Source organism: Actinacidiphila sp. bgisy144 (assembly GCF_057708105.1).
Genome location: NZ_JBYIRM010000017.1, coordinates 50,647 through 63,485 on the forward strand (window position 1 = coordinate 50,647; position 12,839 = coordinate 63,485).

Below are 12,839 nucleotides of genomic sequence, written 5' to 3' on the forward strand. Positions count from 1 at the left end.
CGGCAGTCACCCCGACGGTGCGGCGCGCCCTCATCCCGCGCTCCCCGGGCTGCGGTGGCCGAGCCTGCGCAGGTCGGCGGTGCGGGAGCCGGCGGGCTGGAGGTCGGCGTAGGGGTGGAGGCGGGCGCCGGTGGTGCCGTTCGCCAGAGTTCGCTGCGGCTGCGGCTGCGGCTGCGGCTGCGCCGGTGTCGGGTGGGGACCGTCCGCTCCCAGGAGCGCAAGGGCGGCCTCCGGTCCCTCGTCACGCCGGGTGGCGGCGAGCTGCTCAAGGTCCCAGGCCATGGTGCCGACGATCGTCCGGCGCGTGCCGCGGACCTGGACGGTGCCGCGGACCAGCAGCAGCCCGGAGTGGAAGACGGTGTGCGCGCATGCCTCGTGGGAGTCCTCGAAGAAGGCGAGGTCGACCAGGCCGGAGCCATCCTCCAGGGTGACGAAGATGATCCGCTTGCCCGAGGCGATCGGCGGGGTCTGGGTCGCGGACCGTATGCCGGCCACGAGGACCTGCCGGCCTGCGGGCAGGCCGCCCAGATGGGCGGCGTCGGTCGCGCCGATCTCCCGCAGCAGCCGGTGGTGGTACTCCATCAGATGCCGGGAGACGTCGATGCCGAGCGTGTGCAGTTCCTCGCCGAGCACTTCGCGCTTGGTCATCTCGGGCAGGCCGCCGGGCTCGGCGGCGCCGACCGCCTCCGTGGTGAGGGGGACCTGCCCCTCGGTCACGTTGCGGTTGCGGGACTGCCTGTGCAGTTCGGCGATCTGCAACAGCAGATCCCGCCGGGTCGACCGCCCGTCGTGCAGCGCGTCCAACGCACCGATGACGGCGAGCTGTTCGGCCACCGGACGGCTGGGCCTGGCCCGCTGCCAGAAGTCGGACAGGGAATCGTACGGCTGCCCCGCGGAGATCCGCGCGCACTCTTCCTCGCTGATCCCGCGCACCCCGGACAGGGCGAGCCGCACCCCCCACCGCTCGTCCTCGGCACGCTCGACGACGTGTTCCGGGCGGGAGCGGTTGACGTCGACCGGCAGCACGGGCACCCCGCGGCGCCGGGCGTCGGCGACGATGACCCGCTTGGGCCACATGCCCGGGTCGTGCTCCAGCAGCCCGGCCAGCAGGAACGCCGGGTAGTGCGCCTTCAGCCAGGCCGACTGGAGGGCCGGCACCGCGAACGCCACCGCATGCGCCCGGCAGAAGCCGTAGGCGCCGAACGCCTCGACCGTGGCCCACACCTCGTCGCGGACCTCGGGGGAGAAGCCGCGGGCGGCGGCCGCACGGTGGAACCAGTCCCTGATCTCCGGCAGCTTCCCGGGGCTGCCGAGCAGGCGCCGGCCCACCTCCGCCCGGTCCTTGCCGCATCCGGTCATCACGTCCAGCGTCTCGATGATCTGCTCGTGCCAGATGGTCACCCCGTAGGTGTCGGCGAGCACCGGTTCCAGAGCGGGGTGGGCGAAGCGCGGAGAGCCGCCGTGCCGGGCGGCGATGTACCGCTCGGGCATTCCGCCGGCCACCGGCCCGGGGCGGAAGAGGCTGATGTCGGCGATGACGTCCTGCACGTCCCGCGGCTGAAGGCGGGAGAGCAGGTCCTGCTGGCCGGGCGACTCCAACTGGAACATGCCGATGGTCTGGCTCTGCTGGATCAGCTGGAACGCGAAGACGTCGTCGAGCGGGACCTGCTTCCCGTCGTCGAGGTCGATCCGCTGCCCCGTGGCACGTTCGATCTCCGCGACCGCGTGCGCCATCGAGGACTGCATCCGTACCGCCAGGACATCCAGTTTGATGTTGCCCAGGATTTCGACCTCTTCCTTGGCCGCCATGGCCATGGGGTAGTCGCCCTGCGGGGTCGGCTGGACAGGAAGGCGGTCCAGCAGGGTCGCGTCGCTGATGATCACTCCGCACGGGTGCATGGCCATGCCGTGGACGAGGGAGTCCAGCCCTTCGGCGAGTTCCCACAGGGGCCCGTACCGCCCGGCCTCGGAGGCGAGTGCGCGAAGTTCGGGCAGTTCGGCGAGCGCGCTGGTGATGTCGCCGGCCCGCAGGTGCGGGAAGCTCTTGGCGACGCGGTCCACCTCCGCGGGGGGGATGCCGAGCGCCAGCCCCGTGTCGCGCAGCGCTCTGCGCGCCCGGTAGGTCTCGGGCATCGCGGTGACCGCGACCCGCTCGTGGCCGAACCGGCGGAAGATCGCGTCGTAGCACTCCAGCCTGCGCATCGACTCCACGTCGATGTCGATGTCGGGCAATCCCCTGCGCCGTTCGCTGAGGAAGCGTTCGAACAGCAGGTGGTGGTCGAGCGGGTTGGCGGTGGCGATACCGAGGGCGTGGCAGACCATCGAGCCCGCGCCGGAACCGCGGGCGGCGACCCTGATGCCCAGCTCGCGGATGTCGGCGACCACCTGCCCGACGGCGAGGAAGTACGAGTCGTAGCCGAGCTTCCCGATGATCTCCAGCTCGCTTCCCATACGTTCCAGCGCCGCACGGTCCCGCTCCAGGCCGCGGCGCGCCAGCCCCGCCTCGCAGCGTTCCCGCAGCAGCCGGGCAGCGGCACCAGGACCTGGCTTCCGAGCCCCGACGACCTCCGGTTCGGGGAAGTGCCGGGACCCGATTCCCAGATCCGCCTCCGGGTCCAGGCGGCAGGCCGCTGCCGTGGCGGCGGTGTCGGCGAGCAGCCGGTCCGCCCGGCGCGGTCCCATGCCGGCGCACTCGGCGATCTCCCGCGCCACCCGGGACATCTCCCCCTCCCCCTTGAGCCAGCGCTGCCCGCTGTCCAGCCGCCGCCGGTCGATCGGCCGCAGCAGCCGCGCGGCGTCGAGGACGTCGGCGAGCCGGTGCTGCTCCGCGTCGGCGTAGCGGACGGCGTTGGTCAGCACCGCGGTGGTACGGGTGCGGTCGGCGAGCGCGAGAGTGCGGGCGGCCAGCCGCAGCGAGCCCGGCCCCGTCCCGGGCTTGCCGTGGACGACCGCCTCCAGTCGCAGCCCGTCGCCGAAGATCTCCCACCAGGGCCGCAGCAGCCTCACCGCGACGTCCTCCCGGCCGGCCGCCAGCGCCCGCACCGGCTCCGAGAGCGGCCCGAGCAGCACGGTCAGACCGGCGCCGCCGTGCTCGCGCAGCGCGTCCCACGGCACCTCGACGGGCGCCGTCCGGCTCGCAGTGCCGACGTGGGCGGCACTGGTGATGCGGCACAGCCGGGCCCAGCCCTGGGCGTCCTGGGCGAGCAGGACGAAGCGCAACGGCGGCTCGACCACGTGGGCGCCACCGCGCGCCGGGGCCCTGAGCCGCTGGGCCGGGGGCGGTGGCGCGAGCGCGGCCACGGCGAGGTCGATCCCGAAGACCGGCCGCACCCCTGTTTCCGCGCACGCCCGCGCGAACCGCACGGCCCCCGTGACGGTGTCCCGGTCGGTCAGTGCCAGCGTCCGCACCCCTCGCTCGGCCGCCCGCAGGGCGAGCTGTTCGGGGTGGGCCGCGCCGTACCGCTCGGAGTAGCCGGACGCGACATGCAGATGGGCGAAGCCCGCCATGCCGCACCTCCACCCTCCACCCCTTTTCGGCCATCCGTCCGGAACGTTCTCGCACGTTCGTTCGATTACCTTAGCGCGGTCGCCCCAGGTCAGCGACTCGAACGCGCCCGTTGGTCGGCGGTCCGGGGGTGGAGGACGATGGCGAAATCGAACGCCTGCGCCGCATCTTCGCGGCCTGGCAACGGACTTGGCGGTTCGGACCGCGGCGCCGCCGGCCGCAATGACGTTCATCACGAGAGGGCGCCGGCCTTCGCCCCCGCACCAGCCATGGGGTGCCGGAAGGTGCTCCGAGCGGCCGGAATAGTGTGGGGGTATCTGCCGCTCGCGGCTTCCGTCCGGTTCGCCGGACCGAAGAGGCGGGCGCGCGGCTCTGGTCATCGGTCCTGCCTGAGAGCTGGTGGAGTGTGCGCGGAGGCGTCGAACTCGGCCCCGAGCCCCTGACGGTGCTCTCCCCGCCCACCGACACCGCCATGGTGGACGGCTGCGCGGTGGAGCTGGCCGCGCTCCTGCTCGGGCACCTGGAGTCCGTGTGCGCCTCGGACGACCGGCTGGGCGTGCTGATGCGCTACGCCCTGCTGCCGGGCGGGAAACTGCTGCGCCCGCTGCTCCTGCTGGAGACCGTCGCGGCCCTGGGCGGCGACCCGGGCGCGGCACTGCCGGCCGCCGCGGCACTGGAGATGCTGCACGCCGCCACGCTCGTGCACGACGACATCATCGACCAGGACGCGCTGCGGCGCGGCCGCCCGAGCGTGGCCGCGCGCTTCGGCCAGGCCGACGCCCTGGTGGGCGGGGACGCCATGATGTGCGCCGCGCTCGGGCAGGCGCGGGCGCTCGCGACCAGCGGCTACGGTGCCGAACAGGCACTCCGGGTACTGGATGTGATCAGCACGGCCGCCGTCGAGGTCAGCCGCGGCCAGATGATGGAAGCCGACCTCGCCGGGCGGATGGACTGCGCCATGGCGCAGTACCTCCGGATGGTCCGGCTCAAGACGGGCGCCCTGCTCGACGCCGCGACCCGTGCGGCCGCCGTGCTGACCGAAGCGGAGCCGCCGCACGTCCGTGCCCTGGCCCGGTTCGCCGACCACCTCGGGATCGCCTTCCAGATGCAGGACGACCTGCTGCCGTACGCCGAGGACGACCGGGCGGCCGGCAAGCCCGCCCTCAGCGACCTGCGCAACCGGCGCCCGACCCTGCCGGTGCTGATCGCCTTCGGCAACGCGACGCCCCAGCAGCGCCTGCTGTTGCAGGACCTGTGGCAGCAGCCGGCGGAGGACGCCCAGCACGCCTTGGCCGGACTCCTGGAAGCGGCCGGGGCGCTGCACGCCGCCCGGGCCACCGCCGCCGATCACCTCGCGGCCGCGCTGGCCGCGCTGGAGGACCTGCCGCCCGGACAGCACCGCGACCACCTCGCCGCCATGGCCGGACGCCTGGCCGCCCGCCGTGCCTGAGCCCGCCTCGTTCGTCCGATCCGCTCGGCCGGCGGTCGTGTCAGTGGTGGGTGCGAAGCTTCCCGTATGAGCACCGACACAGACGCCCGGCAGTACTGGGATGCCGCCGCGGACCACTTCGACGACGAGCCCGACCACGGCCTGCGCGACCCGGGCGTCCGCTCGGCCTGGGAGGCGCGGCTGAGGTCCTGGCTGCCGGCAGAGCCGTCCGACGTGCTGGACCTCGGCTGCGGCACCGGGAGCCTCGCCCGCCTCGCCGCTGCCGACGGGCACCGCGTCACCGCGGTGGACCGGTCGGAGCGGATGGCCGCACGGGCCCGCGCGAAACTCGCCGGCACGGACGCGCGGGTGGTCGTCGGCGACGCAGGGCACCCGCCGGTGGGGGCCGGCGGATTCGACGTCGTCCTCGTCCGCCACGTGCTGTGGGCGCTGCCGGACCCGGACGCCGTGCTGCGGCGGTGGGCGGACCTGCTGCGGCCCGGCGGACGGCTGGTCCTCGTCGAGGGAAGGTGGGGGACGCCCCCGGTCGGCATCTCGGCGGACACCCTCGTCGAACTCACCGCGCCGCTCGGCGGGTCGACCCGGGTCGAACAGCTCGGACACGACACGGCGCTGTGGGGGCACGAGGTGTCCGACGAGCGGTATGCGGCGGTGGTCCGCCCGGCCCCCCGCGGCTCCCGCCGGCACACCGAGGTCGTCGACGTCCATCTGCTCCTGCTGCGCGGCCGGGACGTGCTGCTCGCCCGCCGGGACGGGACCGGCTACGCGGACGGCCTGCTGCACGCCCCGTCCGGGCACCTGGAGGACGGCGAGGACGTCAGGAGCGGAATGATCCGCGAGACCCGGGAGGAGATCGGGCTCGACCTGGCCCCCGGCGACCTGGAGGCCGCACTGGTGATGCAGCACCGGGGGCCCGGCGGACAGGCCCGGATCGGCTGGTTCTTCGTCGCGCACCAAGCGCCCGGCGGCCCCGAACCGGTCAACCGGGAGCCGGACAAGTGCTTGGAGCTGGGCTGGTATCCGCTGGACGCGCTGCCCGACGACATGGTCGCCTACTGCCGCGCGGCGATCGAGGGCCACCTGGCCGGCCACCGCTTCCTGCTCCATCTGCACGAGAGCGGGGACTCCATCGCCTACGCCCCGGGCGGTCCGGCCCGAGCGGTGCCGCTGGCGGCGCCCGCTGTGCCAGTATCCGGCGTATGAGCCTGGAGATCACGATCGATCCGGACGCGACCGCTGCCCCGTACGAGCAGGTGCGCGGCCAGATCGCGGAGAAGGCCCGCGCGGGGGAGCTCCCGGTCCACTACAAGCTGCCCACCGTGCGCGGGCTGGCCGAGCAGTTGGGACTCGCGGCGAACACCGTCGCGAAGGCGTACCGGGCGCTGGAGGCGGACGGGGTGATCGAGACCCGGGGCCGTCACGGCACGTACATCGCGGCGGGCGACGCCCAGGCCCGCGAGGTGGCCGCTGCCGCGACCGGCTACGCGCAGCGGGTCCACCGACTGGGTCTGGACGCTGCCGCCGCACGTGCCGCCGTGGAGGAGGCGCTGCGCGCGGAGTATGGCGCGTAGGCCGGCTCCGGCGGGGCCGGCGGCGGAACGGACCGGTGGCGGGGTCCGGCCGTCACAGGTAGAGGCCGCCTTCCGCCTGGGGCGGCACGGCGAGGGTGGGGGAGGTGCCGCGGCGCAGGGCGTACAGCTCGGCGAGGGTGGCGCCCTCGCGTCCGATGCCCTCGCTGGTGCCGAGCCACCGCACCGCCTCCTCGCGGTTCAGCGGGCCGACCTCGACGCGGGCGAGGCAGCGGCCGGGCCGGACGACAGCCGGGTGCAGGCGTTCCAGGGCTTCGTTGGTGGTGATGCCGACCAGGACGTTCCGGCCCTGGCCGAGCAGCCCGTCGGTGAGGTTGAGCAGCCGGGACAGCGCCTGGCCGGTCTCGTGCTTGGCCTGGCCGCGGATGAGTTCGTCGCAGTCCTCCAGCAGGAGCAGCCGCCAGCGGCCGCCCTCGCTCTCGTCCTCGCCGATGGCGATGTCCATCAGGTAGCCGACGTCGTTGAAGAGGCGTTCGGGGTCCAGGACGCAGTCCACCTGGCACCAGTCGCGCCACGAGCGGGCCAGGGTGCGCAGGGCGGACGTCTTGCCGGTGCCGGGCGGTCCGTGGAGCAGGAGCAGCCGCCCGGTGACGTCGTCGGCGGTCATCTTCATCAGGCCGTCCATGGCGTCGGCGACCGGTGCCGAGTAGTTGCCGCGCAGCCCGTCCCAGGTGTCGGCGGAGATCTTCCGGGTGGTGCGGTGCGGGCCGCGCCGGGGGGAGACGTACCAGAAGCCCATGGTGACGGTCTCCGGCTGCGGCTCCGGTTCGTCCTCCGCGTCCTCGACCGCCGACTTCAGCACCCGCTCGGCGAGTTCGTCGGAGGTCGCCGTCACCGTGACGTCGGCGCCCCGGTTCCAGCGCGAGACGAGGATCGTCCAGTCCTCCCCCTCGGCCAGGAGGGCACTGCGGTCCTTGTCGCGGGCCTGCCGCAGCACGGTCGCGTCCGGCGGCAGCAAAGTGAGGCCGGCCTTGACGTTCTCCAGGGAGCTGCTGCGGGCGAAAGGCTGCTGCCCCGAGGTGAAGCGCCCCAGGAACAGGGCGTCGACGACGTCGGACGGGGAGTCGCTGTCGTCCAGCCGCAGGTGGACCGGCAGGGCGCGGAACGGATCGGCGGCCGCGGCGGCCTTCGTGTCGGCGGCGGGAGAGGTGGGCGGCACGTGCCTCCTCGGCGGACGGGATGTGGCGGACATGAGGCCATGATCCGGCACGGCGGCGCGATCGCCCAGCGCTTTTCGGTTCGACTCGGGCTGTTACGCGAACTTCCAAACCCCTCGAAAGGGTTGATTTGCCGCACGTGTGTCCGGAAATGATTCCGGTGAGGCCGGAGCGATGACGTGCGATGCCGTCCTCCTTTGCGCCCCGTACCGCGTCAACCCCCTTGGGTGGAGGGCGAATCGGGCGACCGGGGCGGGCGGGGGATGCGCACGTGACGTGACGGGGCGATAGGGTTACCCTGCCCGTGCTGGGTGCCCTCGACAGGGTGGGGAGAGTCATGGAACAGATAGCGATGCACAGCAGGTCCAGAGTGCCTGCCATCAACTGCGGTACTACGGCGTCCAGTGCGCGTCTGGACCGGCACCTTGCGATACTGGCCGGCCCGGCCGTTCCGCAGCGCGAGGCCGAGGAGGCCACCGTGCTGCTGCGGGAGTTGACGGCGCGTGACACCACGCGGGTCAGGACCAGCAGGAGCGCCCGGGTGTCGCTGTTCGCGCCGCTGCGTCGGCTGCGGAGGACGCTCTTCGGCAACCACCGCTGAGCCACGAGCAGTTCGCGTCCGTCCTGCTGTCCATGCGGTGGGGTGTGTGCGGCCGTCCTCCCCAGCGGCCGCAGCCGACCCACCGCACCGCCGTCACAGCAGGGCGAACTGCCCGTCGGGACCTTCTTCCTGGTGCTCCAGTACCGAGGCCGGCCTGCGCCTGGCCGGGGGCACCGGAAGGACTCCGGCGGTTCGCAGTGCCACCGCGCCGGTGGTATCCGCCCTGTCGACGCCCGTAGCGGCCGACCGCGCCGCGAAGTCCGCCAGCTCCTCCCGGAGTTCGGCGAGCAGCGTCAGTACGCCGATCAGTTCCAGTAGTTCCGAGGTCGTGGCCCGGCTCCAGGAGGCCGGCCGCAGCGCTTCGAGCGAGCCCTGCTCCCCGGATGCGGTCCGCCTCCCGTACCACGCCTCCAGGACCCGTACGCCGCCCGCGGTGGCCTCCCAGGCCGCGGGCGCCACCGGCGCGACCTGGCCGGTCCCGATCCACAGGGCGCGCTCCTGCGGGTCGTACCGCAGGTCGTCCGGCCGGGGCCGGTCCGGCAGCGGTGCCCGGACGTAGGGGCGGCTGCCGCCGGGCGGTCGCAGCCGGGAGGTGTCGCGGCCCTGCCCGGGGTCGGCGCAGCGGGCACCGCGGGTGTGCAGCCACAGGGACCTGCGGCCCAGGGCGGTTCCCTCCCGCCACTGGTCCAGGCCGCGGGGGAGCGGCACCGCGCAGCCCCGGTGGCCGGGCCGGGCCGCGGCCGCGATCCAGGCGAGGGTGTCCTCGGCGGTGACTCCGGTGCCCAGGCGGCCGGCGAGCCAAGCGGTCAGGCCCGGCGCGAGGTTGGGGTCGCGGCCGCCGGGCTGCCGGTACAACGGCCGGATCAGCGCGGGCTTGCCGGCCGGGGAACGCCCGTCCGGAAGCAGGGCGCTGAAGGTCACCGCGGCTTCCTCGGTGTCCGGCAGCGGGGTGTGCTCGACCGCGAAGACCTGCCGGTCGTCGGCGATCCGCCACAGCTCGGGCCGGGCCACGTCGATCAGCCGGTGATCGGGTATCAGCCACTGCTGGTCGTACGGTCCGTGCTGGATGCGGACCGGCTCCGGGCAGCGGCCCGCCTCGCGGGAGATCGCGGTGGTGGGGGTCTGGTGGCCGGGGAGCTGGGCGACCGGGGTGTGCAGGCCCCGGGCGCGGGTGGGGTGCAGCAGGGAGGCTTTGGCGCTGTCGTCCGGGGCGGTGGTGAGGAGCGTCCAGCGGGCTCGCAGGCAGGCGGGGTCGGATGCCATCGGCCAGCCGCGGCCGATGCGCAGCGGGCGGACCGACCAGGGCATCAGGTCGTGCAGCAAAGGCGCGTCATCGCTCACCACACGCATGCTACTGACGCCCCTCAGGGTGCCTCCATCGTCACGCTGAAGGAGAACCTGTCGCCGCGGTAGTGGATGTGTGCCACATCCACCACCTGGCCGGTGTCGTCGTAGGTCACGCCGGTGTAGTGCAGTATCGGGCTGAGCAGCGGTACGCCGAGCAGGCGGGCGGTGTCGGGGTCGGCGAGGCGGGCCGTCACGGTGTCGGTGATGCGGCTGATCCGCACGCCCAGCACGTCGCGCAGGACCTTCGTCATCGGCCAGCGTTCCAGGTCGGCGAGGTCGATGCCGGCGGCGAGTTCGGGACGGACGTAGTTCTGCGCCCAGTTGGAGGGTTCGCCGGACTCGTCGTGGCGCAGCCGCCGGAAGGAGACGGCCTCGGTGCGGCCGGGGAAGTGCTCGGCCGCGTCCGGCGGCAGGGGAGCCGGGCCGTGGGAGAGGATCGTGGTGCGGCCGCCGGACTGCTGGGCGACGATGGCGTCCACCGAGCCGAGCAGCTTCACCGGCACTGCGCGCCGCGCGGCCGGCTCGATGAAGGTGCCGCGCCTGCGGTGACGGGATATCAGCCCCTCCGCCTCCAACTCCTTGAGCGCCTGGCGCAGGGTGAGCACGCTCACCCCGTAGTGCGCGGCGAGTTCCTCCTCGGTGGGCAGCCGCAGCGGGGCGTCCGCGGGGCGGCCCAGTATCGAGGCGCGCAGGGACTGCGAGACCTGGTACCACAGGGGCAGTTTGCCGTTGAGCACCAAGGAGTCGGGGGCGAAGGCGTTCGCTGTCGTCACGACCGGAAGTTTCGCTCAAGCCCCTCCCAGACCGAGTCGTACCCGGCCTGGCGGTGCTCCGCGCCCATCGCGAACCCGGTCGGCACCACCGGCCAGCGCGTCTCGAACATGAACGCCAGCCCGTCGTCGACCTTCTGCGGGCGCAGTTCCGCGGTGCTGGCCCGGTCGTACGTCGTGCGGTCCGGTCCGTGCGCGGACATCATGTTGTGCAGCGAGGCACCGCCGGGGACGAACCCCTCGGCCTTCGCGTCGTAGGCGCCCTCGACCAGCCCCATGAACTCCGACATCACGTTCCGGTGGAAGTACGGCGGGCGGAAGGTGTCCTCGCCGACCAGCCAGCGCGGGGCGAACACCACGAAGTCCGCGCCCGCGAGCCCGGGGGTGTCCGACGGGGAGGTGAGGACGGTGAAGATGGACGGGTCCGGGTGGTCGTAGCTGATCGAGCCCAGGACGTTGAAGCGGTGCAGGTCGTAGAGGTAGGGCACATGGTTGCCGTGCCAGGCCACCACGTCGAGCGGGGAGTGGTCGTAGACGGCGGCCCACAGGTTGCCGCCGAACTTGCTGACGACCTCGGTGTCCTCCTCGCGGTCCTCGTAGGCGGCGACCGGGGCGAGGAAGTCCCGTGCGTTCGCCAGGCCGTTGGCGCCGATCGGGCCGAGGTCGGGGAGCTGGAACGGGCGGCCGTAGTTCTCGCACACATAGCCCCGGGCGGTCGACTCCAGCAGCTCCACCCGGAAGCGGACCCCGCGCGGGATCAGGGCGACATGGCCGGGCTCGGCGCGCAGCACGCCCAGTTCGGTGCGCAGCAGCAGGGCGCCCTGCTCGGGGACGATCAGGAACTCGCCGTCGGCGCAGGAGAACACGCGGCGGTCCATCGAGGTGTTCGCCGCGTACCAGTGGATGCCGATGCCCTCGCGGCGCAGCACATCACCGTTGCCCCCCACGGTGACCAGGCCCTGGACGAAGTCCGTGGGTTCGTCGGGGAACGGAAGGGGGCCCCAGCGCAGGCGGTTGGGGTCCGGCTCCACGTCGTGGAAGGGGGCGCTGCGCAGCGCCCCGTTCGGCACGCGGTGGAACGGGGGGTGGGCGGCGGACGGGCGGATGCGGTAGAGCCAGCTGCGGTGGTTGTGCGCCCGGGGCTCGGTGAAGGCGGTGCCGCTGAGCTGCTCGGCGTACAGCCCGAGAGGCGCGCGCTGCGGGGCGTTGCGCCCCACGGGGAGGGCGCCCGGTACGGCCTCCGTGCTGTGCTCGTTGCCGAATCCCGGCTGGTAGTCCAGGTCCTTGCCCTCGTCGCCGGGCCCGGCGCCTTGCAGCTCCATGCTTCGCTCCCCGTCCTGCCGTCGTCATTCCTATGCTGGGCCATAGGAATCGCGGCGGCAAGCCTCGCGGCCGCGCACGGATGGGGCGGGTGTGCCGGGCGGGGTGCGGGTGCCGAGGGCGCGGGCTTGGGGGCGCGGGCCCTGGGGGTGCGCAACGGCCTTGGCTAGGGTGGAGCGGCAGCAGGCCGCCGGTTCGATCGGCGGGCAGGGGCGGGAGGCGCGCCGTGGCGGGACCGGGCGGGTACGGAAGTGGGCGGCGCGTCGTCGGGCGGGCGCGCGGCGCCGCAGGCAGGACGGAACCGACGGCGACCCGCGAGCCGCGGATCGCACGCGTGAGGCGGCCGTCCGGGCCGTCCGGTCCGCTCGATGCCGCGGCCGCGGGCTGAACCCGCCATGCCGGGGACGGAGTCCGCGGGGGGCGCGCTGCGCCGCGTCCCCGTCCAGCGCCGCAGCGCCGAGCGCCTCGCCCGCATCCTCGACGCCTGCGCCCGCGAACTCGACGAAGGCGGGTACGAGCGGCTCAGCACTCGGGCGGTGGCGGCGCGTGCCGGAGTGCCCATCGGCTCCGTCTACCGCTTCTTCTCCGACAAACGAGCCATGACCGACGCGCTGGCCCACCGCAATCTCGACGAGTTCCTCGACCGCACGGCGGCGCGGCTGGCCGAGCCGGGCACCGGAACGGACTGGCGGGCCGCTGTCGACGTGCTGGTCGACGAGTACACCGCGATGAAGCGGACCGCGCCCGGCTTCGCGCTGGTGGAGTTCGGTGCCCCCGACGAGAGCAACCAGGACCTCGCCGACCGGCTGCCGGAACTGCTGGGCGACCGGCTCACCGCCGACCCCGCGGACCCGCGGCTGCGGCTGGCGCTGACCGTCGCGGTCGAGGCCGCCGACGCGGCGCTCCAGCTCGCGTTCCGTGTCGGCCGAATGGGTGATTCACGCGTGATCGACGAGGTGAAAGTGCTGGTCAGGGCCTATCTCGGAACCGTGCTCGAATAGCGAACCCGCATTCGATGGGTAACTCTGTGTAGTCGGGGTAGATCGATGGTGGAGCCACTCGGCGCCGGTCGGGCGGGATCGACGAGGACCGGCGGTATG

10 protein-coding genes are annotated in these 12,839 nt (G+C 73.6%); 5 read left to right on the forward strand and 5 right to left on the reverse strand.

Annotated features, from left to right (window positions below; genetic code table 11):
* Positions 1-30: 30 nt before the first annotated feature.
* Entirely contained in the window at positions 31-3,507 is a 3,477-nt protein-coding gene (locus tag AC3EVP_RS20375; RefSeq protein WP_435131591.1) for a DNA polymerase III subunit alpha, read from the reverse strand.
* Between the two features lie 404 nt (positions 3,508-3,911).
* On the opposite strand from AC3EVP_RS20375, the gene AC3EVP_RS20380 reads away from it, so the two are divergent.
* The 3 genes from AC3EVP_RS20380 to AC3EVP_RS20390 all read left to right on the forward strand — a co-directional run bounded on the left by AC3EVP_RS20380 (position 3,912) and on the right by AC3EVP_RS20390 (position 6,526).
* Positions 3,912-4,955: a polyprenyl synthetase family protein gene (locus AC3EVP_RS20380; protein WP_435131592.1), complete on the forward strand. Its 1,044-nt coding sequence runs from the start codon at positions 3,912-3,914 to the stop codon at positions 4,953-4,955.
* Positions 4,956-5,021: 66 nt separating this feature from the next.
* Positions 5,022-6,158, forward strand: coding sequence for a methyltransferase domain-containing protein (locus AC3EVP_RS20385; RefSeq protein ID WP_435131594.1), 1,137 nt, complete (start codon positions 5,022-5,024; stop codon positions 6,156-6,158).
* Positions 6,155-6,526, forward strand: coding sequence for a GntR family transcriptional regulator (locus tag AC3EVP_RS20390; protein WP_335982261.1), 372 nt, complete (start codon positions 6,155-6,157; stop codon positions 6,524-6,526). Before AC3EVP_RS20385 ends, AC3EVP_RS20390 begins: the two co-directional genes overlap by 4 nt.
* A 52-nt stretch (positions 6,527-6,578) precedes the next feature.
* On the opposite strand, the gene AC3EVP_RS20395 is transcribed toward AC3EVP_RS20390, so the two are convergent.
* Positions 6,579-7,736, reverse strand: coding sequence for a DUF5925 domain-containing protein (locus AC3EVP_RS20395; protein WP_435131596.1), 1,158 nt, complete (start codon positions 7,734-7,736; stop codon positions 6,579-6,581).
* 302 nt (positions 7,737-8,038) lie between these two features.
* Between AC3EVP_RS20395 and AC3EVP_RS20400 the strand changes: the two genes are divergently transcribed.
* Entirely contained in the window at positions 8,039-8,302 is a 264-nt protein-coding gene (locus AC3EVP_RS20400; RefSeq protein ID WP_335982264.1) for a hypothetical protein, read from the forward strand.
* Between the two features lie 93 nt (positions 8,303-8,395).
* Here AC3EVP_RS20400 and AC3EVP_RS20405 read toward each other — a convergent pair whose 3' ends face one another.
* The 3 genes from AC3EVP_RS20405 to hmgA are packed head-to-tail and all read right to left on the reverse strand — an operon-like array spanning position 8,396 to position 11,741.
* On the reverse strand, positions 8,396-9,652 hold the full coding sequence (locus tag AC3EVP_RS20405; RefSeq protein WP_435131598.1) for a type ISP restriction/modification enzyme: 1,257 nt from the start codon (positions 9,650-9,652) through the stop codon (positions 8,396-8,398).
* A 14-nt stretch (positions 9,653-9,666) separates the two neighbouring features.
* Positions 9,667-10,422 carry a GntR family transcriptional regulator gene (locus AC3EVP_RS20410; protein WP_435131600.1) on the reverse strand — a complete coding sequence of 252 codons (756 nt, stop codon included), beginning with the start codon at positions 10,420-10,422 and terminating at the stop codon, positions 9,667-9,669.
* Positions 10,419-11,741, reverse strand: a complete 1,323-nt coding sequence (gene hmgA, locus AC3EVP_RS20415) for a homogentisate 1,2-dioxygenase (RefSeq protein ID WP_435131602.1) — start codon at positions 11,739-11,741, stop codon at positions 10,419-10,421. Before hmgA ends, AC3EVP_RS20410 begins: the two co-directional genes overlap by 4 nt.
* Positions 11,742-12,134: 393 nt before the next feature.
* Between hmgA and AC3EVP_RS20420 the strand changes: the two genes are divergently transcribed.
* On the forward strand, positions 12,135-12,740 hold the full coding sequence (locus tag AC3EVP_RS20420) for a TetR/AcrR family transcriptional regulator (RefSeq protein WP_435131604.1): 606 nt from the start codon (positions 12,135-12,137) through the stop codon (positions 12,738-12,740).
* The last annotated feature ends 99 nt before the right edge of the window (positions 12,741-12,839 follow it).